Annotated in this window: 23 protein-coding genes; 2 read left to right on the forward strand and 21 right to left on the reverse strand. The window is 65.7% G+C overall.

The features are described 5' to 3' along the window. Positions 1–57: 57 nt before the first annotated feature. Genes AC1DCF_RS16235 through AC1DCF_RS16255 form a run of 5 tightly spaced genes read right to left on the reverse strand, consistent with a single transcriptional unit; the run spans position 58 to position 5,265 of the window. Positions 58–900, reverse strand: coding sequence for an ABC transporter ATP-binding protein (locus AC1DCF_RS16235; RefSeq protein WP_477211907.1), 843 nt, complete (start codon positions 898–900; stop codon positions 58–60). Beyond that, positions 897–1,769: an ABC transporter ATP-binding protein gene (locus AC1DCF_RS16240; RefSeq protein ID WP_477211908.1), complete on the reverse strand. Its 873-nt coding sequence runs from the start codon at positions 1,767–1,769 to the stop codon at positions 897–899. Before AC1DCF_RS16240 ends, AC1DCF_RS16235 begins: the two co-directional genes overlap by 4 nt. A 2-nt stretch (positions 1,770–1,771) precedes the next feature. After that, positions 1,772–2,620 carry an ABC transporter permease gene (locus AC1DCF_RS16245; protein WP_441789881.1) on the reverse strand — a complete coding sequence of 283 codons (849 nt, stop codon included), beginning with the start codon at positions 2,618–2,620 and terminating at the stop codon, positions 1,772–1,774. Then, positions 2,617–3,678, reverse strand: coding sequence for an ABC transporter permease (locus AC1DCF_RS16250; protein ID WP_477211909.1), 1,062 nt, complete (start codon positions 3,676–3,678; stop codon positions 2,617–2,619). Before AC1DCF_RS16250 ends, AC1DCF_RS16245 begins: the two co-directional genes overlap by 4 nt. A 12-nt stretch (positions 3,679–3,690) precedes the next feature. Then, on the reverse strand, positions 3,691–5,265 hold the full coding sequence (locus tag AC1DCF_RS16255; protein WP_477211910.1) for an ABC transporter substrate-binding protein: 1,575 nt from the start codon (positions 5,263–5,265) through the stop codon (positions 3,691–3,693). Positions 5,266–5,470: 205 nt separating this feature from the next. Between AC1DCF_RS16255 and AC1DCF_RS16260 the strand changes: the two genes are divergently transcribed. Next, positions 5,471–6,058 (forward strand): Lrp/AsnC family transcriptional regulator, encoded by a 588-nt coding sequence (locus AC1DCF_RS16260; RefSeq protein WP_441789884.1) that lies wholly within the window; start codon positions 5,471–5,473, stop codon positions 6,056–6,058. 55 nt (positions 6,059–6,113) lie between these two features. Here the strand turns inward: AC1DCF_RS16260 and AC1DCF_RS16265 are convergent, their stop codons facing one another. Further along, on the reverse strand, positions 6,114–6,860 hold the full coding sequence (locus AC1DCF_RS16265) for an avidin-fold protein (RefSeq protein ID WP_477211911.1): 747 nt from the start codon (positions 6,858–6,860) through the stop codon (positions 6,114–6,116). A gap of 178 nt (positions 6,861–7,038) precedes the next feature. On the opposite strand from AC1DCF_RS16265, the gene AC1DCF_RS16270 reads away from it, so the two are divergent. Then, entirely contained in the window at positions 7,039–7,962 is a 924-nt protein-coding gene (locus AC1DCF_RS16270; RefSeq protein ID WP_441789886.1) for an EamA family transporter, read from the forward strand. Between the two features lie 125 nt (positions 7,963–8,087). Here AC1DCF_RS16270 and AC1DCF_RS16275 read toward each other — a convergent pair whose 3' ends face one another. From AC1DCF_RS16275 to AC1DCF_RS16345, 15 genes are all read right to left on the reverse strand, one after another. Further along, the gene (locus AC1DCF_RS16275) at positions 8,088–9,284 is read right to left on the reverse strand and encodes a low temperature requirement protein A (protein WP_477211912.1); all 1,197 of its coding nucleotides are present in this window, start codon (positions 9,282–9,284) and stop codon (positions 8,088–8,090) included. Positions 9,285–9,380: 96 nt separating this feature from the next. After that, positions 9,381–10,826: a pyruvate kinase gene (gene pyk, locus AC1DCF_RS16280; protein WP_441789888.1), complete on the reverse strand. Its 1,446-nt coding sequence runs from the start codon at positions 10,824–10,826 to the stop codon at positions 9,381–9,383. A 61-nt stretch (positions 10,827–10,887) separates the two neighbouring features. Further along, positions 10,888–12,345: a glutamate synthase subunit beta gene (locus AC1DCF_RS16285; RefSeq protein ID WP_441789889.1), complete on the reverse strand. Its 1,458-nt coding sequence runs from the start codon at positions 12,343–12,345 to the stop codon at positions 10,888–10,890. Continuing rightward, on the reverse strand, positions 12,338–16,915 hold the full coding sequence (gene gltB / locus AC1DCF_RS16290) for a glutamate synthase large subunit (RefSeq protein ID WP_441789890.1): 4,578 nt from the start codon (positions 16,913–16,915) through the stop codon (positions 12,338–12,340). Before gltB ends, AC1DCF_RS16285 begins: the two co-directional genes overlap by 8 nt. A 119-nt stretch (positions 16,916–17,034) precedes the next feature. Next, positions 17,035–18,003 carry a prolipoprotein diacylglyceryl transferase gene (lgt, locus tag AC1DCF_RS16295; protein WP_441789891.1) on the reverse strand — a complete coding sequence of 323 codons (969 nt, stop codon included), beginning with the start codon at positions 18,001–18,003 and terminating at the stop codon, positions 17,035–17,037. A 112-nt stretch (positions 18,004–18,115) separates the two neighbouring features. Then, complete coding sequence (trpA, locus tag AC1DCF_RS16300; RefSeq protein WP_477211913.1) at positions 18,116–18,931, reverse strand: tryptophan synthase subunit alpha; 816 nt, start codon at positions 18,929–18,931, stop codon at positions 18,116–18,118. Beyond that, positions 18,928–20,139 carry a tryptophan synthase subunit beta gene (trpB, locus tag AC1DCF_RS16305; RefSeq protein WP_441789893.1) on the reverse strand — a complete coding sequence of 404 codons (1,212 nt, stop codon included), beginning with the start codon at positions 20,137–20,139 and terminating at the stop codon, positions 18,928–18,930. The genes trpA and trpB overlap by 4 nt, the downstream gene beginning before the upstream one ends. After that, a complete protein-coding gene (trpC, locus tag AC1DCF_RS16310) occupies positions 20,140–20,910 on the reverse strand; it encodes an indole-3-glycerol phosphate synthase TrpC (protein ID WP_477211943.1) in 771 nt (256 codons plus the stop codon). It lies immediately after the preceding gene. Between the two features lie 16 nt (positions 20,911–20,926). After that, on the reverse strand, positions 20,927–21,151 hold the full coding sequence (locus tag AC1DCF_RS16315) for a DUF6704 family protein (RefSeq protein ID WP_441789894.1): 225 nt from the start codon (positions 21,149–21,151) through the stop codon (positions 20,927–20,929). A gap of 36 nt (positions 21,152–21,187) precedes the next feature. After that, complete coding sequence (locus AC1DCF_RS16320; protein WP_477211914.1) at positions 21,188–21,928, reverse strand: Trp biosynthesis-associated membrane protein; 741 nt, start codon at positions 21,926–21,928, stop codon at positions 21,188–21,190. Then, a complete protein-coding gene (locus AC1DCF_RS16325) occupies positions 21,929–23,461 on the reverse strand; it encodes an anthranilate synthase component I (RefSeq protein WP_477211915.1) in 1,533 nt (510 codons plus the stop codon). Positions 23,462–23,472: 11 nt separating this feature from the next. After that, positions 23,473–23,877 (reverse strand): phosphoribosyl-AMP cyclohydrolase, encoded by a 405-nt coding sequence (gene hisI, locus AC1DCF_RS16330; protein ID WP_477211916.1) that lies wholly within the window; start codon positions 23,875–23,877, stop codon positions 23,473–23,475. Further along, positions 23,877–24,638 carry an imidazole glycerol phosphate synthase subunit HisF gene (gene hisF / locus AC1DCF_RS16335; protein WP_477211917.1) on the reverse strand — a complete coding sequence of 254 codons (762 nt, stop codon included), beginning with the start codon at positions 24,636–24,638 and terminating at the stop codon, positions 23,877–23,879. Before hisF ends, hisI begins: the two co-directional genes overlap by 1 nt. A gap of 83 nt (positions 24,639–24,721) precedes the next feature. Beyond that, on the reverse strand, positions 24,722–25,561 hold the full coding sequence (gene hisG, locus AC1DCF_RS16340) for an ATP phosphoribosyltransferase (RefSeq protein ID WP_441789899.1): 840 nt from the start codon (positions 25,559–25,561) through the stop codon (positions 24,722–24,724). A gap of 69 nt (positions 25,562–25,630) precedes the next feature. Beyond that, a complete protein-coding gene (locus AC1DCF_RS16345; protein ID WP_441789900.1) occupies positions 25,631–25,894 on the reverse strand; it encodes a phosphoribosyl-ATP diphosphatase in 264 nt (87 codons plus the stop codon). Positions 25,895–25,901: the final 7 nt, after the last annotated feature.

The following is a 25,901-nucleotide window of genomic DNA, read 5'->3' on the forward strand; positions in this document are numbered from 1 at the left end:
GGCTCCCTGCCAATTCGCCAGACGCGTGCGCGCCCGACGCTCGTCTCCTTCTACGTACTACCCGCGGCCGAGCGCGCTGGGCATCTCGCTGCGCCATTCTGCCGGGGCTTCGGCCGCCGGCGCGGCGGGCAGGTTTCCCTTGCCGTCCGGCTCAGGGATCGCCGACAGCAGGGCCTGAGTGTACGGGTGCACCGGGTCATTCCAGATGTGGTGCGACACGCCCGACTCCACAATTTTTCCGCGATACATCACGACGGTGCGGTCGGCGATCAACCGGACGATCGCGAGGTCGTGCGAGATGAAGAGGAGCCCGGCTCCGGCATCGAGGGCGAGCCGACGCATCATGTCGGCGACCGAGGCCTGGCTCGACGCGTCGAGCGCCGAGATGGGCTCGTCGGCGACGAGCAGGTCCGGGCGCGCCGCGAGGGCGCGGGCGATGGCGACGCGCTGGCGTTGACCGCCGGAGAGTTCTGACGGATAGCGCCCCACCATCGAGGTCGCCAGTCCGACCCGCTCCAGCCACTCTTCGGGCACCGAACCGGCCTCGCCACGGGCCAGGGCTGTGGTGATGCCCTCGCTGATCTGCTGGCCGACGCGCACGCGCGGGTTCAACGAGGAGTTGGGGTCCTGGAACACCATCTGAATCGAGGTGAACTGTTTGTCCCGACGGCGCACACCGAGCAGCGGCACCGTGCTCCCCCGGTAGCTGACGCTGCCGGAACGCGGCTTCTCCATGCCGACGACGGCGCGGGCCAGGCTGGATTTTCCGCATCCACTCTCACCGACGAGGGCGAGAACTTCCCCGGGTTCGATCGAGAGGGAGACGTCGTCGACGGCCCGCACGACCTGCGTGCCGTGGTACTCGACCACGAGGTTCGTGACGTTCAGCAGTGCGCTCATCGGGCATCCTCTTCACGTGCGGCCACGATCAGATCGCGGCTCGATGGACCCTCCTGTGCTCCGGGCAGGGAGTCCAGGAGTTCGCGGGTATAGGCGTGTTCCGGCGATCCGAAGATCTGCGCTCTCGGGCCGGACTCGACGATCGCCCCGTGGCGCATGACCGCGACGTCGTCGGCGATCGCGCTCATCACACCGAGATCATGAGTGACGAGCAGAACCGCGAGGTTGCGCTCGAGTGCGAGGTCTTTCAGCAGGTGCAGAATGCCGGCCTGCACCGTCACGTCGAGCGCGGTGGTCGGCTCGTCGGCAAGCAGCACGACCGGGTCGCAGGCCAGCGCGATCGCGATGGCGATGCGCTGCCGTTGCCCGCCAGAGAACTGGTGCGGGTAGCGCCGCAGCGCTTCCTCGGGACTCGGCACGCGCACGCGGGTGAGCAACTCGACTGCCCGAGCCCTGGCATCCGCCGCGTTCAAGCCGAGGTGCCGGCGCACATGGTCGGTGAGTTGCGCGCCGACCATGATCTGCGGGTGCAGGCTCGACGACGGGTCTTGAAAGATCATCGCGATGCGACGGCCACGGATGTTGTTCAGAGCCCGGCGGCCCACCCCAATCAGTTCAGTGCCATCGAGTTCGATCGACCCGCCCACGACGGCGTTCGCCGGCAGCAAGCCGAGGATCGCCAGGGACGAGACGGTCTTACCCGAGCCGGATTCCCCGGCCAGGCCCTGAATGCGTCCGGGAATCAGGTCGAAACTGATTCCCGTGACGATCGGTTTGGGGCTCTTCTTCGCACCGATGGCGATCGTGAGGTCGCGCACCCGCAGAACGGGGGCCGGGGTGATTCTTTCAGCGGTGAGTGTTGCGGTCATGATCAGACTCCTGTCCGGCCGAGCTGCGACGTCGGATCGAAAATGTCACGCAACGAGTCGCCGATGAAGTTGAACGCCATCACGACGGTGAGAATGGCCAGGCCGGGGAAGACGCCGATCCACCAGCTGTCGAAGTTCGCCATCGCGGCCGAGATCATCGATCCCCACTCCGGGGTCGGCGGCTGAGCACCGAGCCCGAGGAACGACAGTCCGGAGAGCAGCAGGATCGCCGTTCCGATGTCGAGGCTCGCGAGCACGAGGATCGGGCCGACCACGTTCGGGGCGATGTCGACCCGGAGTGTTTTGCCGGGCGAGAAGCCGAGCAGGCGGCCGGCCATCACGTAGTTCTGGCTGCGGAGGCCCAGCACGATGCTGCGCGTCATGCGGGCGTACTGCGGCCAGGAGACAACGAATGCGGCGATCACGGCGTTGAACAACGACGGGCCGAGTGCCGCAGCGACGACCATGGCGAGGATGACGGTGGGAAATGCCATCACCAGGTCGGTGATGCGCATGAGCACCTCGTCGACCCATTTGCCGAAGTAGCCGGCGATCGCCCCGATGAGGGTGCCGACGACCATCGAGAGCACCACGAGCAGCAGCGCGAGCGGGATCGTGACGCTTGCGCCGGTCATCAACCGGGAGAAGATGTCGCGACCCAGGGCATCCGTGCCCATGATCGTGTCGATTCCCGGCGCCTGCAGGCGCGGAAGGTCCTGCGCGAGCGGATTGAACGGAACCCAGAGCGGAGCCGTGAAGGCGACGACGACCCAGAACAGTCCGACGACCAGGCCGATGATGCCGAGCGGCGTCACCCAGGCTTTCGGAACGCGGTACCAGCGGCGCCTCATGCGAGTCTCACTCTCGGGTCGAGCACGCCGTAGAGCAGGTCAACGGCGAAGTTGATGGCCAGGTAGATGAAGCCGACGACAAGTCCGACGCCCATCACGCCGGGCAGGTCGAGGCTGGTTGCCGAGTTGAAGGCGTAGGTGCCGAGGCCCGGCCAGGCGAACACTGCCTCGACCAGAACGGTGCCGGAGAGCAGGGAGCCGAAAGCGAGCCCGACGATGGTCAGGATCGGCAGTGAGGCTCCGCGCAGCACATAGCCGAAAAGCATCCTCGAGCCGCTGAGGCCCTTGGCCCGGCCGGCCCTGATGTAGTCGGCATCGAGCACCTCCAGCACCGAGGTGCGCACGAAGCGGGTCAGCAGACCAATGGTGAACAGCGACAGCACGAAGACTGGCAGCATGAGGTGCGCCAGGGCATCCATGAAGGTGGCCCACTGACCGGCCAGCAGCGCGTCGACCGTGTACAGCCCGGTCACCGTGGGCGGCGGGCTGAGGATCGGTGAGAGTCGGCCGGAACCGGGTGCGATGCGCAACTGCAGAAAGAAGAAATTGAAGCTGACCAGCGCCATCCAGAACGTCGGGATGCTCAGGCCGATCAACGAGAGCACGCGCACGAGCTGATCGCTGATCTTGCCGCGACGGTAGGCGGCGATCGAGCCGAGGGTCACGCCGAGCGCGAGGCTGACGATGATCGCACCGATCGCCACTTCGAACGTGGCCGGCAGCGCTTTCTGCAGGTCGGTCGCGACGGGCTGGCCGGTGCGGAGTGACACACCCATGTTGCCCTGGAACAGGTTGGCCAGGTAGGTGAAGTACTGCACGGGCAGTGGCTGGTCGAGTCCGTGCTTGGCGATGTACGCCTCGACGGTGGCGGGGTTGCTCGCTGCGCCCTCACCGAGAGCAGCAACGATCGGGTTGCCCGGAACGAGGTTCGCGAGAGTGAACGTCACGAGGGTGACGCCGAACAACAGCAGTACAGACATTCCGAGGCGACGAAGCACGTACCCGGCCAGGGCGGACCTGGCCGGGGACGTGCGGGTCGCGCGGGCGGTGTTTCCCACGCTGATGGTTCCTTACTTAGCTTGCAGCTCGGCGATGTCCATCGTCCACGTCGAGTTGTACGAGACACCCGAGATGAAGTCAGCCGTCGCGATGTTCGAGCCGGGAACGATCAACGGTACGAACGGACCCTGCTCCTGCAGGCTCTGTGCGAATGCGCTGAACGCACCGGCACGCTGGTCCATACTCGTGGCGTTCTCGGCGGCCGCAGCGAGTGCAACGACCGACGGGTTCTGCTCGGCGGTCCAGCCGGCGCGCAGGCCGACCTTGGCGCCCGCAGCGAACGGCAGGAAGTTCGCCGAGTCGGCGTAGTCGGGGCCCCAGAACCAGATGCTGAAGCCTTCGCGTCCGTTGACGTACTCGTCGATCTGCGTGGTGAACGGTGCCGGAGCGAGCTCGATGTTGATTCCGGCCTCAGCCAGCTGAGACTGAACACGCTCGGCCAGCGGGGTGAAGCTCACGCCACCGACCGGGTAGTCGTTCGGGTACTCGAGTGTCACGGTCTCACCGGCATAGCCCGATGCGGCGAGTGCCTTCTTCGAAGCGGCGAGGTCCTGCTTGACGCCATCGGTCAGTGCGCCGAGGAACGACGGCGGGATGACGCCGGTCGCCTGCTCGGAGCCGGCACCGGCGAGCTCGAGCAGCGCGTCATAGTCGAGCGCGTAGCGCACGGCCGAAACGAATTCCGGCTTCGAGGTGACGGGGCTGACGTCGGCGTTCTGGTTCAGCAGCAGGAAGATCGTCTGTGCCGACGGGGTCGAGGTGACGGTGACGCCCTTGCCGAGGCCGGCGACCTGGTCACCGCTCAGGTCGATGGCGACCTGGGAGTCTCCACCTTCGAGGTTCATCTTCTGCGTTGCGCTCTCCGAGACGCTGCGAATGACGACCCGTGAGAAGTCGGGGTCCTCGGCACCGTTGTACTTCTCATTTTCGGTGAGCACAACCTGCGACTCGAAGTCGATGGAGTCGATGATGTAGGGGCCTGAACCGGCCGACGTGCCGTTGAGGAACTTCTCGGCGGCATCCGTGTTGTCGGTGGTTCCGCCGTTTTCGATCACGACTTTGGAGTTCAGGATGGCCAGCGACGGGTTGGTCATGAGCGCCGGCAGCTTGAGCGACGGGGTTGCCGTGGTCAGCAGGACGGTGTGGTCGTCGACCTTCGTGACCTCGATGCCCTCCATCAAGAAGTTCGCCTTGCTCTCGGTCATGCCCTTGACCCGGTTGAGGGAGAACACAACGTCGTCGGCGGTGACCGGGGTGCCGTCGGAGAAGACGCGGTCGGCGTCGAGCGTGAAGGTGAACTCGGTGGCGTCGTCGTTCTGGGTGTAGCTGGCCAGGCCGTCGACCGGAGTGCTCTCGTCGGAACCCTTGAAGTCGAGGAGGGTCTCATAGACGGCCTTGGAGACCATGTAGCCGGTCGGGACGTAGTTGCGGCCCGGGTCGCCGGTCTCGAGGGTGAAAGCCGTGTCGATCACGACGCTCGTCGGTGCTGCTGCGTCGCCGCTCGGTGCACCGGCTGCGCAGCCGGTCAGGGTCAACGCCACGGTCAGGCCGAGGGCCGTCGTGACAATTCGGGTGTTCTTACGCAAGGGGGAACTCCTTCTGTGAACTCAGGGGTTGTAAATCGAGCATCGTTGCCGCGAAAAGCCAGGCTGAGGGGATGCTCCACGCTGCCGTCCGATGAATATGCCTCTGGACGGCTTTGGTTGAGATTTGCACAGATGGCGCTAGTCTGTCCAATCAAAGCCCTAATCGACAGAACTTGTGTCTTGCGCGAAGGAGAAATTCATCAATATGTCTAGCAAAGCAAGCGGTGTCTCTCCTTCGAGTGGACAATCGCCGCTGCCCCTCGACGAGACCAATCTGCGAATTCTTGCTGAACTCCGGGAAAACGGCCGAATTTCGATGGCCGCACTGGCCGAACGGGTGAATGTTTCGCGCGCGAACGTCTACACGCGGGTCGAACAGATGATTGACGAGGGTGTCATCACCGGCTTCACCGCGCAGGTCGATCCGGCCAAGGCCGGCCTCGGCATCTGCTCGCTCGTGTTCCTCTCCATTCATCCGCAGATGTGGAGCTCGTTCCGCAGCCGGATCGAGCAGATGACGGCTGTCGAGTCGTGCCGGATCACCACCGGCGAGCACGACGTCATGCTGCTGGTTCGGGCCAATGAGGTCGGTGCGATCCACGACTTCGTCATCGGCACCCTCGCGGCGCTGCCCGAGGTCAAATCGGTCGAGACGGTACTCGTTCTCGACGAGATCTTCGATCGGCCGTTTCTTCTCCCCAGCGACCTGCCCCCACGAGAACCCGCGGCAGCCCAGATCGGACTCACCCGGTTCACCCGCGTGGATCCGAGCAGGCAGGGTCTCGGCCGGTAGAGCCCCCGGCCGGGTGGGCCCCGGCCGGGTGCGGCTCAGTCAGTCGGGCTCAGGCTCAGGAAACCTGAACGCAGACGCTGTACCCGGGCACGCCGTCAAGCACGAAGTCCTCCACCAATTCGAGGCGCCCGTCTTCTCGCGTCTGCACGCGGGTGCTGCTGTCGCCGAGCAGGGTGGCGTCGCTGGCGACGACATGGTGCACGAAGTACTCATCAAGCACGCCGTCGCGATAGCGCCCGACGCAGTGCCCGGTCGTGACCGTGTCGCCGCGATACGTGCCCCAGACGATACCGGCTGCCTCGCGGAATTCGAAACGGGTCGGATTCTCGCTCACGACACTCGCCGTTGTGCTCTCGAGGAGAAACGCGGCTCCATCGATCATCGGGAAACCCTCGCTCGCAACCTCGACGAGGTCCCGGTCGGTGGAGTCGCTGACGGCGGGGGCTTCGATGCAGACGCTCGTGTGCAGCTCGCCGTCCTTCTCGAAGGTCTCGAAGAGACGCAGAGCGCCGTCTTCGGTCCGCTGCAGTTCGCTGGTGGCCGTGCCCAGGACAATCTCTGGGCCGCCACTGAGGCGGTGGGCGAAGCAGATGGTGATGGTGTCGCCGTCGCGGCGTCCGACAAAGCGTCCGACGCTGACGGTGTCGCCCACATAGTCGCCCCAGACCATCTGCCCGTCCTGCCGGTAGTGAAAGCGGGTGGGGGCCGAGTCGGCGACCTCGCTTCCGGTCGAGGATGTCATGACGAATTCAATTCCGTCGATCGAGGTGGGAATGGCGAGAGTTGTCTGTTCAGCGGTCACGGTGTCGAGTATGGCGGAACCCCGGTCTGTATAGAAACAGGTCGAAATCAGTCCAGATGATCTTGAAATCATCGTGAATTCTGCGACTTTTGCCCACCCTTTCTCTGCATGCAGATACAAAACGTCTTGACGGCCTGTTTACGCTCTCATTCTGATTCCGCCCCGTACGCCGGTAGAGTTGCCGACACGATCCGCTCTGGAAGGCCCGCTCATCAACCGCCCGCACCTCGCTCCCCTCGCTGCCGCAGCCCTCGTACTCGGCGGCTCGCTGAGCATCCAGGTGTCTGCAGCACTCGCCTCAGAGTTGTTCGACAGCGTCGGAACGCTGGGCGTCAGTGGGCTGCGGATGGCGATTGCCGCGGCTGTGCTGCTCGTCGTCTTCCGGCCCCGTCTGCGCGGGCGAAGCACCACTGCCTGGCTCGGCATCGTTCTCTACGGAGTCGCGATGGCCGCGATGAACGTGCTCTTCTACAACGCTCTCGTGCACCTCCCACTCGGCATCGCCGTCACTTTGGAGTTCCTCGGCCCGCTCGCCGTTGCGGTATTTGCCACACGGCTGCGTTGGGAAGCGCTTTTACCCGTCGCGACGCTGATCGGCGTGGCACTCGTCAGCAATCCGTCGGGCGGCATGACCTGGATCGGGCTCGCGTTCGGTCTGGGCGCTGCCGTCGCTTTCGGCGGATACACCGTGCTCGCCGGTCGTGTCGGGGAAAGCTCGGACGGGCTGGACGGACTCACCCTCTCCGTCATGGTCGGTGCCGTCCTGCTGGCGCCCTTCTCGATTGAGGCACTCCCCCGGGTCGACGGCCAGGCCTGGCTGATTCTCGCCGCTTCCGGGCTCATCGGAGTGGCCCTGGCGTTCAGCCTCGATTTCATCGCGGTACGGGTGACGTCGCCGCGCCTGGTCGGCACCCTGTTCGCGATCGACCCGGTGATGGGCGCGGTCATCGGCGCCGTTCTGCTCGGCCAGGTGCTGACCGCATCCGTGGTCATCGGGATCCTGCTCGTGGTGGTGTCCGGCGGCGTCGTCATTTGGCTGGCCGGCAAGGCGCAATCGAAGTCGCTCTCACTGCCCGCGGTCGCCGCACCCGAACAAGCCTGAGGCGCCCCGGGTGCGCCGCGCGCGTCGAAAACCGCGGCGCGCGTTGAGCTCAGCGCGCGCCGCGGTTTTCGACCCGCGCGCCGCTCGATAGCTCCGCCCGACGCGGATCCGTGCCACCCGACGCCTCACCGGGCGACGGGCGTGAGAGCTCGCCGACGATGCCACTCCGCCCGCGCCGCCATCAGCCCGACCACCGCGAGGGCTCCCGCCACATACCCGGTGGCCGTCACGAACGGCGTCAGCACCAGCAATGCCAACGGCAGCAGAACCCCGACAGGCGCCCAGCGCAGCACGTCGCGCAGCCGCTCGCGGTAGCGCAACGCGATCAGTGCATTCGTGCCGTAGAACAGCGCGATGCCGCCGGACACCGCGGCCGCTGCCCCCGGTGAAATCGGTTCCAGCGGATCGGCCACGGCAGTGCCGAGCCCCGCAGCCAACAGCACGATCGAACTGACGAGCAGGAACGGCAGATACATCACCGTGTCACGGAGAGCGCCGATGTTTCCCGCGGCGTGCAGGCGCCGCCAGCTGCGCTCGGCGCTGTCGGCACTGTAGGTGAAGAACGCCCAGGCCAACAACGCGATGGCGGCGAACGCGAGGAGTGCGGTGAGCCCGGATGCGACGCTCCAGCTTGCACTCCACTCGGCGAAGACCGCGAGCACTGATTCCCCGAACACGATGACGACGAAGAGTCCGACGCGCTCGGTCACGTGGTCGATGTTCAGCGCTTGACGCAACCAAGACGATTCACGACCGAGAAACGCGAGCAACACCACTTCGATCCCGATGGCTATCGCCCAGAGCAGATAGCGCCCGGGCGGTGGCACGACGGCCGACACCGCCCAGAGCACGGCCGTGACGCCGCAGTACAGCACCGGCCGATACCAGGCGACGCCGTTTCGACGCCCCTGCGTCCACCAGGCGAAGAACAGCATCAGTCGCAGAATGGCGTTGCCGAGGGCATAGGCCCAGGCCCGGTCGCCGAGCCCGCCGATACTGGCCGCCGCCATCATCCCGACGGCGAACATCGCCACGCTGACCATCAGCCAGATTTTTCCGGTCACGCGTTCGCCGAACAGGTTAAGGGTGAGCATCACGTTGACCCACGCCCACCAGGCGGGGAAGAACAAGACGGCGAAAGTCAGAAACTGCAGCGGATGCGGGTCGCCATGCACTCCGAGGGCGAGCTGGCCGACGAACGCCACCATCACCAGATCGAAGAACAGCTCCAGCCAATTCGCCCGGCGGGGCGTGCGCGCGGTGGACTCGGACTCCGCACCCGCGGCATCCGCGCCCCCGTTTGGCTCTTCGGCTGTGGCCACGGCGCCAGCGTAGTCCGCGTTCCCGTGCCGCGCGCACGACAAAGCCCCGCCTGCCTGTCTGTGACGACGCGGAGGCGGGGCTTTGAACTGCTCTACCTACTTCTTGGCGTAGGCGGGTGCGACCTCGTTGTGAGCGTCGCCGACCCGGTAGACCCGGATGTCGTTGGTCGAGCCGATGATTCCGGGAGGGGATCCGGAGATCACCACAACCTTGTCACCGACCTCGGCCAGGCCTTCGCCCAGCAGGATCGTGTCGACCTGAGCGAACATCGCGTCGGTGTGCGTGACGCGGTCGACGAGGTACGTCTGCACGCCCCAGGTCAGCGCCAGACGACGACGGATGCCGGGCTCCGGCGTGAAGGCGATCATCGGGATCTGCGAGCGGATGCGCGCCATGCGACGCACGGAGTCGCCGGACTCCGTGAAGATGCACACGTACTTCGCGTCGACGAACTGGGCGACCTCGCTGGCGGCGAGAGTGATCGCACCACCCTGCGTGCGCGGCTTGACGGTCAGCGGCTGGATGCGCTCCAGGCCGTGCACCTCGGTCGAGTCGACGATGCGCGCCATGGTCTGCACGGTGACGACCGGGTATTCGCCCACGCTCGTCTCACCACTCAGCATCACGGCGTCGGCACCATCGAGCACGGCGTTGGCCACGTCCGAGGTTTCGGCGCGCGTCGGCACCGGGCTGTGAATCATCGATTCGAGCATCTGCGTGGCAACGATGACCGGCTTCGCCATGCGGCGAGCGATCTCGACGGCGCGCTTCTGCACGATCGGCACGGCTTCGAGCGGAAGCTCGACGCCCAGGTCGCCACGAGCGACCATGATTGCGTCGAAGGCGTCGATGATCTCTTCGAGGTTGTCGACAGCCTGCGGCTTCTCGATCTTGGCGATGACCGGAACGCGGCGGCCTTCTTCGTCCATGATCTCGTGAACGCGCTTGATGTCGGCGGCGTCACGCACGAAGGACAGCGCGATCAGGTCGGCGCCGAGCTTCATGCCCCAACGCAGGTCGTCTTCGTCCTTCTCCGACAGAGCGGGAACGTTGACGGCAACGCCGGGCAGGTTGATGCCCTTGTTGTTCGAGACCGGGCCGGCGACGATCACCTTCGTGGTGACGACGACGCCATCCGTCTCGACAACCTGGACCTTGACCTTGCCGTCATCGATCAGCAGGAAGTCGCCGGGGTTCACGTCCTGGGGCAGGCCCTTGAACGTGGTGCCGCAGATCTGCTGGTTGCCCAGGATGTCTTCGGTGGTGATCTTGAAGATGTCATCGACAGCGAGGTCGTAGGGTCCGCCTTCGAACTTGCCGAGGCGGATCTTCGGGCCCTGCAGGTCAACCATCACGGCGATGGCACGACCGGAGTCATTGGCTGCCTTGCGCACGTTGGCGTAGACGCCTTCGTGGACCGCATAGGTGCCGTGGCTGAGGTTCATGCGGCATACGTCGACGCCGGCATCGATGATCGCCCGAATCTGCTCGTAGCTCGATGCTGCCGGCCCGAGGGTGGCAACGATTTTCGCGCGTCTCATTCTGGTAATTCTCCGTTTTCCGCGCCCTGTCGGCGCATTTCTTGCGGGTAATGAAAGAGTGTTAGATCGAAATCGGTCGGTCGGTCGGCTTGACCGGCGAGGGAAGTCGAGTGCTGCCGACGAGATACTCGTCGACGGCTGCCGCTGCAGCGCGGCCTTCAGCAATGGCCCAGACGATCAGCGACTGGCCACGTCCGGCGTCACCAGCCACGAAGACTCCTTCACGACTGGTTTGGTAATCACCGGCACGTTCGACATTACCGCGCAGATCGAACGGAATCTGCAGCTGAGCAGACAGATCGTCTGATTCAGGTCCGGTGAAGCCGAGCGCCAGCAGCACCAGATCCGCGGGAATCTCCCGTTCAGTGCCCGCTTTCGGCACACGACGGCCATCCATGTACTCGGTTTCGGCGACTCGAATCGCACGAACTTCGCCGACCTCATTGGCCAGGAATTCAACCGTCGACGCGAGGAACTGGCGTGTCCCGCCCTCTTCGTGTGCGCTTTGCACCTCGAACAGGGTCGGCGACATCGGCCAGGGCTGGTTGCTCGGGCGTTCGTGGCCCGGCTGGGTTCCGATCGCCAGGTTGGTGACGGATGCGGCGAGCTGACGGTGCGCAGTTCCGATGCAGTCTGCTCCGGTGTCGCCGCCACCGAGAACGACGACGTGCTTGCCTTCCGCGGTGATCTGCGCGTGCACACTGTCGCCGGCGCCGACCTTGTTCTGCTGCACGAGGTATTCCATCGCGAAGTGAACGCCGGCCAGGTCGCGGCCGGGAATCGGCAGGTCTCGCGGCACGAGGGCGCCCGTGGCGATCACGACCGCGTCGTAGCGGGCACGCAGGTCATCCCAGGTGATGTCCACACCGATGTTCACGCCGGCACGGAACCGGGTTCCTTCGGCAGCCATCTGGGCGAGGCGGCCTTCCAGGTGCTTCTTCTCCATTTTGAAGTCGGGGATGCCGTACCGCAGCAGTCCGCCGATCCGGTCGTCGCGCTCGAACACGGCGACGGTGTGCCCGGCCCGGGTCAGCTGCTGGGCGGCCGCGAGGCCGGCCGGCCCGGAACCGACCACGGCGACCGTCTTGCCGCTCAGACGTCCGGGCGGCTGGGGGGTGACCCATCCGTTGGCGAAGGCCTGGTCGATGATCGAGACCTCGACCTGCTTGATCGTGACGGCGGGCTGGTTGATGCTGAGCACGCACGCCGATTCACACGGTGCCGGGCAGAGCCGGCCGGTGAATTCGGGAAAGTTGTTCGTGGCGTGCAGGCGTTCGATGGCCTGGGCGCCCTCGTCCCGCCAGGTGAGGTCGTTCCATTCGGGAATCAGGTTGCCGAGTGGGCAACCCTGGTGACAGAACGGAACACCGCAGTCCATGCACCGGCCGGCTTGACGCTTCAGAACAGCGGCGTCGCCCTGCTCGTACACCTCTTTCCAGTCCATCAAACGCACGGATACCGGGCGACGGGCGGGAAGTTCACGCTCCGTCGTTTTCAGGAATCCCTTCGGGTCAGCCATTGGTTACCTCCAAGATGCGGTTCCAGACGATGTCGCCATCGGGGTCGAGGCCTTCGTCGAGCGCCTGTTGGCGGGTCGACAGCACGGCGGCGTAGTCACGCGGCAGCACCTTGACGAAGGTCGACATGGTGGTGTCGAGGTCGGCCAGCAGGCGTGCGGCAAGCGCCGACTCTGTCAGGTCGCGGTGTTGTTCGAGCAGGTCGCGCACGATTTCACGATCGGCGCTGCCGAGCTCCTGCAGTTCGAGCTCGCCGGAGTCGAGCGACTGCCGGTTGACGTTCTCGGTGCGGAGGCCATAGACATACGCGGTGCCACCGGACATGCCGGCGCCGAGGTTGCGCCCGGTTCCGCCGAGGATCAGTGCGAGACCGCCGGTCATGTATTCGAGGGCGTGGTCTCCGACCCCTTCGACGACGGCCGTCGCACCGGAGTTGCGCACCAGGAAGCGTTCACCGACGATGCCGCGGATGAACATGCTGCCCTGTGTGGCGCCGTACCCGATGACGTTGCCGGCGATGACGTTGCGTTCGGCCGGGAAGACGCTGTTGCGGTCGGGGCGCACGGTGATCGAACCACCGGAGAGCCCCTTGCCGACGTAGTCGTTCGAGTCGCCCTCGAGGTGCAGGGTGATTCCGCTCGGCAGGAACGCACCGAAGGACTGCCCGGCGCTACCCGTCAGCGTCACGCTGATCGAGTCGGCGGGCAGGCCGTTGGCGCCGTGACGGAGGGTGACTTCGTGGCCGAGCATGGTGCCGACGGCGCGCTCGGTGTTGCGAATCGGCAGTGCGATGTTGATCTGACCGCCGTGCTCGAGAACGCCGGCGCTCTGGCGGATCAGCTCGTTGTCGAAGTGAGCCTCGAGTTCGTGGTCCTGCGGACGCGAGAACTGACGGGGTTCTGAGTCGGAGAAGTCCGGGCCGATCAGGATGGGCGACAGGTCGAGACCCGAGGCCTTCCAGTGTTCGATCGCGCCGTTCATGTTGAGCATTTCGCGGTGCCCGATGGCCTGCTCGAGACTCGTGAAGCCGAGTTCGGCGAGGTATTCGCGCACCTCCTGGGCGATGAACTCGAAGAAGTTCACGACGTGGTCGGCCTGACCGGTGAAGCGCTTCCGCAGTTCCGGGTTCTGGGTGGCGACGCCGACCGGGCAGGTGTCCAGGTGGCAGACCCGCATCATGATGCAGCCCTCGACGATCAGCGGCGCCGTGGCGAAGCCGAACTCTTCTGCTCCGAGGAGCGCGCCGATGATCACGTCGCGGCCGGTCTTCAACTGGCCGTCGACCTGCACGACAACACGGTCACGCATCCCGTTCAGCATCAGCGTCTGCTGGGTCTCGGCCAGGCCGAGCTCCCACGGGGTGCCGGCGTGCTTCAGCGAATTGACCGGGCTGGCGCCGGTTCCGCCGTCGTGGCCCGACACCAGGATCACGTCGGAGAGCGCCTTGGCGACGCCCGCGGCCACCGCACCGATACCCGACTGGCTGACCAGTTTGGTGTGGATGCGCGCCTTCGGGTTGGCTCGCTTGAGGTCGAAGATCAGCTGCTTGAGGTCTTCGATCGAGTAGATGTCGTGGTGCGGGGGCGGCGAGATGAGGCCGACGCCGGCCGTGGCGTGGCGGGTGCGCGCCACCCAGGGGTACACCTTGGTCGGCGGCAGCTGGCCGCCCTCACCGGGCTTGGCGCCCTGGGCGAGTTTGATCTGGATGTCGTCGGCGTGGGTGAGGTACATGCTCGTGACACCGAACCGGCCGGAGGCGACCTGTTTGACCGCACTGCGACGCTCGGGGTCGAGCAGCCGCTCGAGGTCTTCGCCGCCCTCACCGGTGTTCGACTTGCCGCCGAGCCGGTTCATGGCGATGGCGAGTGTCTCGTGGGCCTCCTGCGAGATGGAGCCGTAGCTCATCGCACCGGTGGAGAACCGCTTGACGATCGAGGCGACAGACTCGACGTCGTCGAGCGGCACCGGCTTGCGGGCGCCGGGGTTGAGCCCGAACAGTCCGCGCAGAGTCATCAACTCGGCCGCCTGGTCGTCGACGAGCTTCGTGTATTCACGGAAGATGTCGTAGCGACGCGTGCGGGTCGAGTGCTGAAGCCTGAAGATGGTGTCCGGGTTGAACAGGTGGGGCGGTCCCCCGCGGCGCCACTGGTACTCGCCGCCGGTGTTCAACCGTTCGTGGGCGGTGATCGCGGTGTCTTCCGGGTAGGCCGCGGTGTGACGGTCGAGGTTCTCGGCCGCGATCACGTCGATGCCGATTCCGCCGAGTTTGCTCGTCGTTCCGGTGAAGTAGCGTGCGACGAAGTCCTGGTCGAGGCCGATCGCCTCGAAGGCCTGCGCGCCGGCGTACGACGACACCGTCGAGATGCCCATCTTCGACATGATCTTCAGTACACCCTTGCCGAGTGCCTTGATCAGGTTGTACACGGCCTTCTCGGGCGTCACGTTGGTGATCGCACCGCTCCGCACGAGGTTTTCGCAGGTTTCCATCGCGAGGTATGGGTTGACGGCGGAGGCACCGTAGCCGATCAGAAGCGCCACGTGGTGCACTTCGCGCACATCGCCGGCTTCGACGACGATACCGACCTTCATCCGGTTCTCGGTGCGGATCAGGTGGTGGTGCACGGCGGCAATGAGCAGCAGGGACGGTACGGGGGCGAGGTCTTTGTTCGAGTCCCGGTCGGAGAGCACGAGAAAGTGGGCTCCCGCGTCGATGGCTTCATCGACCTCGGCGCAGATCGCCGTGATGCGGTTTTCGAGTGCGTCCGGCCCCTCATCGAAACGGTAGAGACCGCGGATGGTGGACGTCAGCCGGCTGCCCGGTCGCGGGTCGATGTGCTGGATCTTCGCGAGCTCATCATTGTCGATGACCGGAAAGTCGAGCACGACCTGGCGGGCGTGCTCCGCACCGGCCGAGAGCAGGTTGCGCTCCGGGCCGAGGGCGAGCTTGAGCGAGGTGACGACCTCTTCGCGGATCGAGTCGAGCGGGGGGTTCGTGACCTGGGCGAACTGCTGGGTGAAGTAGTCGAACAGCAGGCGCGGGCGCTCGGCGAGAACGGCGATCGGCGTGTCGGTGCCCATGGCGCCGAGAGGCTCCGCACCGGTGCGGGCCATCGGCGTGAGCAGCAATCGCACTTCTTCTTCGGTGTACCCGAAGGTGCGCTGACGCCGCACGACGGATGCCGGCGGGTGCACGATGTGCTCGCGCTCCGGCAGGTCCTTCAGGTTGATGCGTCCGGCATCCAGCCATTCGCCCCACGGCTCGCTCGCCGAGAGTTCGGCCTTGATCTCTTCGTCTTCGATCAGACGACCGGCGACGGTGTCGACGAGGAACATCTTGCCGGGACGCAGACGTCCCTTGCGCACGACGCGGCTCGGATCGATGTCGAGGACACCGATCTCGCTGGCGAGCACGACGAGGCCGTCGTCGGTGATCAGGTAGCGGCCGGGGCGAAGCCCGTTGCGGTCGAGGGTGGCCCCGACGAGGGAACCGTCGGTGAAGACGATCGCGGCCGGGCCGTCCCACGGCTCCATCAGCATCGAGTGGTACTCGTAGAAGTCGCGGCGCTCGGCCTCGAGGTCAGGCTGGTTCTCCCAGGCTTCCGGCACCATCATCATCACCGCGTGCGGCAGGGACCGGCCGGAGAGGCTGAGCAGTTCGACGACCTCATCGAAGGAGGCGGAGTCGCTGGCACCGGGGGTGACGATGGGCAGCAGTGGGGCGAGCTCACCGAGCAGCTCGGATTCGAGCTGCGACTGGCGGGCGCGCATCCAGTTGCGGTTGCCCTGCACGGTGTTGATCTCACCGTTGTGGGCGATCATCCGAAACGGCTGCGCGAGCGGCCAGGACGGGAACGTGTTGGTCGAGTAGCGGGAGTGCACGAGCGCCAATTTCGACGCGAACCGCGGGTCGGACAGGTCGGGGTAGAAGGGTTCGAGCTGCAGCGTGGTGACCATGCCCTTGTAGACCATGGTGCGACAGGACAGCGAGGCGAAGTACACCTCGAGCTCCCGCTCGGCGCGCTTCCGCAGTCGCCAGGTCTGGCGGTCGAGGGCAATGCCGCCGACCAAGGCACCGGTCTCGGTCAGGAGCGTGCTCTGCACATACAACTGCTGGATGGCCGGCATGGCGGCCCGTGCCAGGTTGCCGACCTCGTCGGGCCGGACCGGCACCTCGCGCCAGCCGAGAACCGCGAGGCTCTCGGCGGCGGCGATCGCCGCAATCGACCGCTTGATGGCGCTCCGCGCCGTCGGGTCGGTCGGCAGGAACACGTTCCCGACCGCGTAGCGTCCGGGAGCCGGCAGGGTGAAGTCGACGACGTCCCGCAAGAACGCGTCGGGAATCTGGGTGACGATTCCCGCCCCGTCGCCCGTGCCCGCATCCGAACCGACAGCACCGCGGTGCTCCAGGTTGCGCAGAGCGTCGAGGGCCAACGTGATGATGTCGTGCCCCGCGGTGCCGCGCAATGTGGCGACCATCGCGAGCCCGCAGGCGTCACGCTCCTCAGCCGGATCGTAGAGTCCCTGCGGTTCTGGCATTGTGCCAAACCGCGAGAAGGGAGGCTTGACTGCCATGAAACCGTCCTCACATGCAAAGTGATAGCGAGGGACGACGCTGGCCCGCTAGGGGAAGAGAGACGCCACCAGATCGACCGGGTAACGGGCCGTGATCAGGGGGGTGGTGACGGGATCTCTCAGTTCGAGACGCTTCTGCTTGTGGCTGCGTGCTCCGCCGATCCGGTGGAATCAGAGGCTTCATTGCCGCCGCCATCTACTTCGGACTCGGTGTCGTCAGATTCTACATCAGCATCGGGAGCGCTCCACTCACGACCGGGCACGTAGGGGCTCAATTCGATCCCGGTGTGCTCGCGGTTCTGAATGATGATGATCAAAAGACCGATCAGAATCGCCAACAGGGCTGCCCAGACATTTGTGCGGATTCCGAAGAAAATCTCGCTTGGGTCGAGGCGAATCGACTCAAAATAGGTGCGACCCAGTCCATACCAGATGAGATAGACGCCAAACGCTTTGCCCCAACGGAGGGTGAATTTGCGCTCCAGGTAGAGCAGAACGGCGACGCCGAGCAAGTTCCAAATAATTTCGTAGAGGAACGTCGGAGTGAACAAAGTTCCGGCCGGAAGACCCGCCGGGAACGCCGGATTCGTCGACTCGATCTGCAGACCCCAGGGCAGGGTGGTCGGCTGGCCGAAGAGTTCGTGGTTGAACCAGTTGCCGAGGCGACCCATCGCCTGGGCGACGAGCATGCCGGGCGCGAGAGCGTCAGCGAACGACCAGAAGCGGATGCCCGTCATCCGGCATCCGATGAATGCACCGACGGCGCCACCGAGCAGCGCACCGAAGATGGCGTTGCCGCCCTCCCAGATGTAGAGCGTGCGCAGCAGATCGGCGCCGGGGTAGAAGTAGTCCCCCGGGTGGGTGAGCACGTGGTAGATGCGTGCGCCGACGATTCCGAGCGGCACCGCCCACAGAATGATGTCGAGCACGATGCCCGGCTCAGCCCCACGCTTGGTCAGGCGGCGAGAGGTCATCACGGTGGCGACGATGATGCCGGCGAGAATGCACAGCGCGTAGGCGTGAATCCTGAACGGTCCGAGGTCGAAATAGCTCCAGTCGGGGCTGGGGATGCTCAGGGGAAACGACACCTCGGTACTACCTTTCACGTCGTGACGCGAGTCACTTTCAGCGCCCAATCGAGCGCCTCGGTCAACTTATCTTAGTTTTCAGACTGCGGAGGCTCAGCACCACCGCGGGTGGCTAGAGTGCGCGGGTACCGGCAGCGAGCTGGGCGGCGAGGGTGCCGAGCGCGTCGATACCCCCATCGGTGAGTGCCTTCACCAGGGCGGAGCCGACGATCGCGCCGTCGGCGTAGCCCAGGATCTCGCGCACCTGGTCGGGGGTTGAGACACCGATACCGACGCAGGCGCTGGTCGAACCGGCCAGACGCAGCCGTTCGATGAGCACACGTGCCGCAGCGTCGACATCCGCGCGTGCACCGGTGATGCCCATGGTCGAGACCGCGTAGACGAAGCCACGGCTGGCCTCGACGGCCTGCTTGATGCGGGCGTCGGATGACGAGGGCGCGGCCAGGAAGACGCGGTCGAGACCGGTGCGCTCACTGGCGGCGAGCCAGGCGTCGGCCTCATCGGGGATGAGGTCCGGCGTGATCAACCCGGCTCCACCGGCCGCGGCCAGGTCGTCGGCGAACCGGTCGACGCCGTACTGCAGCACGGGATTCCAGTAGGTCATCAGCAGAATCGGCGCCGAAACCTGCGCAGTGATCGCCGACACCGCTTCGAAAGCGTGGTGCAGCCGGAAGCCGTCGGCCAATGCGCGCTGAGTGGCGACCTGGATGACCGGGCCGTCCATGACGGGGTCGGAGTAGGGGACGCCGAGTTCGATGACGTCCACGCCGTTCTCGACCAGGGCGACGGCAGCATCGATGCTCTCCCCCAGGCTCGGGAAGCCGACGGGGAGGTAGCCGATCAGCGCGCCGGAGCCCGCCTCACGCCGTGCCGCGATGGTGCGCTCGACGGTGCTGGTCGAACCAGTGCTCTGCTTCTGTTCGGTCACGACTGTTCCGCACCTTCGTCGAGCAGATCGAAGTATCGACCCGCGGTCTCCATGTCTTTGTCGCCACGACCGCTGAGGTTCACCAGGATCGTCGCGTCGGGGCCGAGGCGCTTGCCGAGTTCCAGCGTGCCGGCGAGGGCGTGCGAGGACTCAATGGCCGGGATGATGCCTTCGGTGCGGCTGAGCAGGCGGAGGGCGTGCATCGCCTCATCGTCGGTGACGGGTAGGTAGGTGGCACGACCGATGCTGGCCAGCCACGCGTGCTCCGGGCCGACACCCGGGTAGTCCAGACCGGCAGAAATCGAGTGCGACTCCAACGTCTGGCCGTCGGCATCCTGCAGCATGAGGCTGCGGGCGCCGTGCAGCACACCGGGGCTTCCTTTGGTGATCGTTGCCGCGTGACGGGGCGTCTCAGCACCCTCGCCGGCAGCTTCATAGCCGTAGAGTGCGACGTCGGCGTCGTCGAGGAACGCGTGGAAGATGCCCATCGCATTCGACCCGCCGCCGACGCAGGCGGTCACTGCATCGGGGAGACGACCGGTGAGATCGAGAACCTGCTGGCGCGCCTCTTCACCGATGATCTTCTGAAAGTCGCGCACCATGGCGGGGAACGGGTGCGGGCCGGCCACAGTTCCGAAGATGTAGTTGGTGGTCTCCACGTTGGTGACCCAGTCACGCATCGCTTCGTTGATCGCGTCTTTCAGGGTGCGGGAGCCCGCGGTGACGGGGATCACTTCAGCGCCGAGCAGACGCATCCGGGCCACGTTGAGAGCCTGACGCTCGGTGTCGACCTCGCCCATGTAGACGACGCAGTCGAGACCGAACAGGGCGGCGGCGGTCGCGGTGGCGACGCCGTGCTGACCTGCACCGGTTTCGGCGATGACTCTGGTCTTGCCGATGCGCTTGGTGAGCAGGGCCTGGCCGAGCACATTGTTGATCTTGTGCGAACCGGTGTGGTTCAAGTCTTCACGCTTGAGGATGATGCGTGCCCCGCCGGCGTGCGCGGCGAACCGCGGCACCTCGGTGATGATCGACGGGCGACCGGTGTAGGTCTTGTGCAGCTCCATCAGCTCAGCGGCGAACGAGGGGTCTTGCTTCGCCAGTTCGTACTCAGCGGTGAGCTCGTCGAGCGCGGCGACGAGCGATTCCGGCACCCACCGCCCGCCGAACTCGCCGAAGTACGGGCCGGATTCAGTACGTAGGGACATTTAGACCGCCAGAAACTCGGAAAGGGTACGGAGGGGATCGCTGGTCACGAGGGCTTCGCCGACCAGAACGACGTCGGCGCCTGCTGCCCGGTAGTGGGCGACATCCGCCGCCGTCTTGACGGCGGACTCAGCCACTTTCACCACACCGGAGGGGATGGAGCCGGACAAACGGCCGAAGAGTTCGGTGTCGAGCTCGAAGGTCGCCAGGTCGCGGGCGTTCACGCCGACGAGCCGAGCGTCGATGTCGATGGCTCGGCTGACCTCATCGGAGCTGTGGGTTTCAACCAGCGCGGTCATGCCGAGCTCGTTGATGAGGCTGTGCAGTGACGCCAGGGTGCTCTGGTCGAGCGCGGCGACGATCAAGAGCACGAGGTCTGCACCGGCGGCCCGCGCTTCGAAGACCTGGTACGCGTTGCCGATGAAGTCTTTGCGCAGCACGGGGATGCGTACCGCTGCCTTCACCTGCTCAAGGTCGGCGAGCGAGCCCTTGAACTTGCGGCCTTCGGTGAGCACGCTGATCGCGCTGGCTCCGCCGGACTCGTAGTTGAGGGCGAGTGCCGCTGGATCGACGATGTCGGCCAGGGCACCGCGCGACGGGCTGGCCCGCTTCACTTCGGCGATGATCTTCACCCGGTCGGCCGGAGCCAGAACGGCCAGCGCGTCGAGTGCGGGAACCCGCAGAAGTGCAGCCTGTTCGACAACGGCGAGTGAACTCACCGCTTCACGTGCTTCGGCGTCGGCGAGTGAGCCGGCCAGAAGGTCGGTCAGCAGGTCGGTCGCCACGAAACTAGTGGTTCGCCGGAGCAGAGTCTGCGACGCCGTAGCCGACCTTCGACATGACGTAGCCGACAATGAGTCCGACGACGAGGAGACCGGCCGACGCCCATACCAGCCACGCCATCTCCAGGAAGAACGCGACGGTTCCAATGGTGAAGGCGAGAAGCATGATGATGACGGCGGTCCATGCTGCCGGCGAATGGCCGTGACCGGGGTCGATGGACTCGATGCTCATACTGCTCCTTGAAGTGTGTTGATGTTCATGCCAAGTCTAGCGGGTTGGGTCTTCGCCACGACTCAGGTCGTCCCAGTCGCCGATTGAGTCGCCGGAGCTGGTGCTGCGGTCGGTTTTCGTGTCGGGGCGGGCGGATGCGGCCGGCCCCGAGCCGTCGCCGCTGCCGTCAGTCGTGCCGTCGGTCATCTCGTCGGTCGTCTCGTCAGCGCCGGCGACCGGCTCCAACCGGGTCGCCTGAAAACGACTCGTCGCCCCGGGCCAGCGTGATGAGGTGACGAGAACCGCGACACCGGCGGCGACCATGATGACCGCCGCGATGAGGGCCAGATACGGCCACAATGTCAGGCTCGTGGTCACGACGCCGTCGCCGGCGTGCTTGCCGGCCACGCCGGTCAGCTTGGTGATGGCGCCTGCGCTCGCGCCGGCCGGATCGCTCACCGCGCCATACGCCGCGATGCCCACCGAGACGCCGAGGAGCACCTCGAGAACGCCGAGAACAATGCGGATGATCGGCCCGGCAATGGTGAGTGCGCCGCCGAGGGCGAGTCCGGCCAGGGCCAGGGCCGTCAGGGCCGGGGCTGCGGTTGCACCGTCGATCTCGAGCTGTTGGGCGCCGCCGGAGTGACTGAAAATGGTGGTCGTCACCCAGGTCTGCGTCCAGGCCAGCAGAGCGAGTCCGCTGCCGAGCAGAATTGCAACGATGATGAGCAGTTTGATGCGGGAGGCGGATGCCCTGGCCTGCTTCTGAGCCGGCGTTCCGGCCGGTGACTGTGTCATCTAGAACACCCGCGCCATCTGGTTCGCCACGGCGACCGCGCGCAGCGGCGCCGCGGCTTTGTTCTGCGACTCTTGATACTCAGACGCCGGGTCGGAGTCGGCGACCAGCCCGCCGCCGGCCTGCACGCGCGCCACCCCGTTGATGATCGTCGCCGTGCGGATCGCAATGGCCAGGTCGGCATCTCCGGCGAAGCCGAAGTAGCCGACAACTCCCCCGTAGACGCCGCGCTGGGCGGGCTCGAGGGCGTCGATGATCTCCAGCGCCCGCGGCTTCGGTGCCCCGGAGAGCGTACCGGCCGGGAACGTCGCCCGGAAGACATCGATGGCGCTCTTGTCGGGGAGCAGATCGCCCTCGACCGACGAGACGAGGTGCATGATGTGGCTGAATCGTTCGACGCGCATGAATTCGGTCACCTCGACCGATCCTGCCGCACAGACCTTGAGCAGGTCGTTGCGGGCGAGGTCGACGAGCATCAGGTGCTCGGCCTTCTCTTTGGCGTCGCCGGTGAGCTCCACCTCGAAGTCCGCGTCGGCATCCGGAGTCGCACCGCGCGGCTTGGAGCCGGCGATCGGGTGAGTGAAAACGCGACCGTTTTGCACCTTGACGAGCGCCTCGGGTGACGAGCCGACAATCCAGTACGGCTCACCGGCCGGTGACTCGAGGCTGAGCAGATACATGTACGGGCTCGGGTTCAGGCTGCGGAGCACCCGGTAGACGTCGATCGGGTGCGCCGTGCACTCCTGATCGAAGCGCTGCGAGATGACGACCTGAAAGATGTCGCCGTCGACGATGTGCTGCTTCGCCGTGTCGACCGACGCCAGAAAATCGGCCCGCTCCGTGCGGTTGGTCGGCGAGGGCAGCGTCGAGAGGTCGATCGTCGACACCCAGGCTTCGGACGGAGCCGCCAGACGCGCCTGCAGGCTGTCGAGACGGGCCTGCGCGTCGTTCCAGAGGGCATCCGCAGAGTCGACGCCGTCGTTCAGAACGTTGGCGATCAGCTGCACGGTGCCGAATTTGTGGTCGAGCACGACGAGGTCGGCGACGAAGCTGAAAGCCTGCCCCGGCACGTCATAGTCGGCCGGCGGCTGGTCGGGAAGATTCTCGATCTGACGGATGGCTTCCCAGCCGATGAAGCCGACGAGGCCGCCGGTCAGCGGCGGGTGTTCGGGCAGCCGCGGGGTCTGCCAGGCCGCGTAGAGGTGGGCGAGCGCGGCAAGCGGGCCGAGGGTGATGGCGTCACCGAGGGCGCGTTCGGCCGAGAGGCCGTAGTCGAGCCACTCGCTCGAATCGCCAGTCTGGGTGAGCACTCCGAACGAGGAGACGCCGACGAAGGAGAAGCGCGACCAGATCCCGCCCTGCTCGGCCGACTCGAGCAGGAAGCTGCCCGGGGCGCCGTTGGCGAGTTTGCGATAGATGCCGACCGGTGTCTCGCCGTCGGCGAAAAGCTCGCGAACAACCGGGATCACCCGGTGTTCGCTCACCAATGCGGTGAACTGGTCATGACGCGTGGTTCCGGCTGTCGCGGCGATCAATTTCGGATCCTTTACTCGTGCGAGATCAGTGGCGTGGCATCCGGCCGGTGGCCGGGGGTGGCGGGGAGGTCGCGACCGTCGAAGCAGGTGCGCGTGCCGGTGTGGCACGCGACTCCGACCTGGTCGACCTGCACCAGCAGGGTGTCGTTGTCGCAGTCGAGCGCCGCGGCGTGCACGTACTGCGCGTGGCCGGACGTGTCGCCCTTGCGCCAGTATTCTTGGCGGCTGCGCGACCAGAAGGTGACCCGGCCCTCACGGAGCGTGCGGCTCAGCGCCTCGCGGTCCATCCAGCCGAGCATGAGCACCTCATGGGTGTCGTATTGCTGGATGACGGCAGGGATCAGACCGTCTGAATTGAACACCGCAGCGTCCAGAGCCGTCTCGACGGCCGCCGTGTTGTCGTTGTTCGTTGTCATCAGCGCACCAGCATTCCTGAGTCGGCCAGCTCGCGTTTGACGTCGCCGATGGTGAGTTCGCGGCTGTGGAACACGGAGGCGGCGAGCACGGCGTCGGCACCGGCGCGAATGGCCGGCGGGAAGTCTTCGACCCGTCCGGCGCCGCCGGAGGCGATCACCGGAACCGTGCTGATGGCGTGCATCAGGCTGATCAGCTCGGTGTCGAAGCCGGCCTTGGTGCCGTCGGCATCGATGGAGTTGACCAGCAGCTCCCCCGCGCCCAGTTCGATCGCGGTTGTCGCCCAGGCGAGCGCGTCGAGGTCGGTCTCGGTGCGGCCGCCGTGGGTGGTCACGACGAAGCCCGATTCGGTGCGGTCGCTGCGTTTGACATCGAGCGAGAGCACGAGCACCTGCGAGCCGTAGCGGTCGGCGATCTCGCCGATCAACGCCGGGCGGGCGATTGCCGCACTGTTCAGGCCGATCTTGTCTGCGCCGTGCCCCTGCAGCTTCGCGACGTCTTCGACGCTGCGGATACCGCCGCCGACGGTCAGCGGGATGAACACCTGTTCTGCGGTGGCCTGCACCACGTCGTAGGTCGTCGCCCGGTTGTCGACCGTTGCCGTCACATCGAGAAAGGTCAGTTCGTCGGCACCCTGCTCGTAGTAGAGCCGGGCCAGTTCGACCGGATCGCCTGCGTCGCGCAGGTTCTCAAAGTTCACGCCTTTGACGACGCGGCCGTTTGCCACATCGAGGCAGGGAATCACGCGCACCGCGAGAGTCATGACCGGTACTCCTTCGCCGTTTCGCAGCTCATCGAATCACTCAGGGTCAGATCACTCAATTTCAGAGCAGTCATCATCACAGCCTAAAGACGCGCGTTGTGAATTGTCGTAACGAGGATGGCGCGGGCGCCGAGTTCGTACAGGTCGTCCATCACCGAGTTCATGTCCTTGCGCGGGATCATCACCCGCACGGCGACCCAGTCGGGATCGTGCAGCGAGGACACAGTGGGCGATTCGATGCCGGGAGCCAGCTGGCAGGCCGCATCCAACTGGGCAACCGGGATGTCGTAGTCCATCAGCACGTACTGACGAGCGACGAGAACACCCTGCAGGCGACGGAGCAGCGTGGCGATGCCGGGCTTGTCGTTGCCGGAGTCGATCAGAACCGCTGTGGATTCGAGGATGACCGGGCCGAAGATCTCCAAGCCGGCCTTCCGCAGCGTCGACCCGGTGGACACGACGTCAGCGACGGCATCCGCGACACCGAGCTGAACGGCGGATTCGACGGCGCCGTCGAGCGTGACGAGTTCGACCTCGACATCGTGGGTGGCGAGAAAACGCTCGACGAGACCCGGGTAGCTGGTGGCGACGCGGAGGCCCGCGAGGTCGGCGAGAGTTTGGAAGCGACCGGCCGGGCCGGCGAAACGGAACGTCGAGTCGCCGAAGTTGAGGTTCGCGATCTCGACCGCCGGTGAGTGGGAGTCGAGCAGCAGGTCGCGGCCGGTGATCCCCACATCGAGGGCGCCGCTTCCGACGTAGGTGGCGATGTCGCGGGGGCGCAGGTAGAAGAACTCGACGTCGTTGGCCGGGTCGGCGACAACGAGGTCGCGCGGGTCGCGGCGACCGGTATAGCCGGCCTCGAACAACATCTGCGCGGCGGTTTCGGACAGGGAACCCTTATTGGGAACGGCAATTCTCAGCATGATGCACTTTCGTATGGTTCAGGGATGGGCGGAGTCAACAGAGCAATCAGTGGCCGTAGGCCACAGTGATCACAGATGTCGGTAAATGTCCGCCGGGGTCAGTCCCTTGGCCAGCATGAGAACCTGCAGGTGGTAGAGCAGCTGCGAGATCTCCTCGGCCGTCTCGGTGTCGCTCTGGTACTCGGCAGCCATCCATACTTCGGCGGCCTCCTCGACGATCTTCTTACCAATCGCGTGCACGCCGGCGTCTAGCTCACGTACTGTTCCAGAGCCTTCAGGCCTGGTCAGTGCCTTTTCGCTCAGTTCGGCGAAAAGTGCGTCAAAATTCTTCACGAGTACA

It is taken from the genome of Leifsonia sp. 10L418, assembly GCF_056395445.1.

Excerpts from the sequence above, each read along its gene's own strand:
- AC1DCF_RS16235 (WP_477211907.1), bottom strand. The coding sequence starts at position 900 with ATGAGCGCACTGCTGAACGTCACGAACCTCGTGGTCGAGTACCACGGC.
- AC1DCF_RS16240 (WP_477211908.1), bottom strand. The coding sequence starts at position 1,769 with ATGACCGCAACACTCACCGCTGAAAGAATCACCCCGGCCCCCGTTCTG.
- AC1DCF_RS16245 (WP_441789881.1), bottom strand. The coding sequence starts at position 2,620 with ATGAGGCGCCGCTGGTACCGCGTTCCGAAAGCCTGGGTGACGCCGCTC.
- AC1DCF_RS16260 (WP_441789884.1), top strand. The coding sequence starts at position 5,471 with ATGTCTAGCAAAGCAAGCGGTGTCTCTCCTTCGAGTGGACAATCGCCG.
- pyk (WP_441789888.1), bottom strand. The coding sequence starts at position 10,826 with ATGAGACGCGCGAAAATCGTTGCCACCCTCGGGCCGGCAGCATCGAGC.
- AC1DCF_RS16285 (WP_441789889.1), bottom strand. The coding sequence starts at position 12,345 with ATGGCTGACCCGAAGGGATTCCTGAAAACGACGGAGCGTGAACTTCCC.
- gltB (WP_441789890.1), bottom strand. The coding sequence starts at position 16,915 with ATGGCAGTCAAGCCTCCCTTCTCGCGGTTTGGCACAATGCCAGAACCG.
- trpB (WP_441789893.1), bottom strand. The coding sequence starts at position 20,139 with ATGTCCCTACGTACTGAATCCGGCCCGTACTTCGGCGAGTTCGGCGGG.
- AC1DCF_RS16315 (WP_441789894.1), bottom strand. The coding sequence starts at position 21,151 with ATGAGCATCGAGTCCATCGACCCCGGTCACGGCCATTCGCCGGCAGCA.
- AC1DCF_RS16320 (WP_477211914.1), bottom strand. The coding sequence starts at position 21,928 with ATGACACAGTCACCGGCCGGAACGCCGGCTCAGAAGCAGGCCAGGGCA.
- hisI (WP_477211916.1), bottom strand. The coding sequence starts at position 23,877 with ATGACAACGAACAACGACAACACGGCGGCCGTCGAGACGGCTCTGGAC.
- hisF (WP_477211917.1), bottom strand. The coding sequence starts at position 24,638 with ATGACTCTCGCGGTGCGCGTGATTCCCTGCCTCGATGTGGCAAACGGC.
- hisG (WP_441789899.1), bottom strand. The coding sequence starts at position 25,561 with ATGCTGAGAATTGCCGTTCCCAATAAGGGTTCCCTGTCCGAAACCGCC.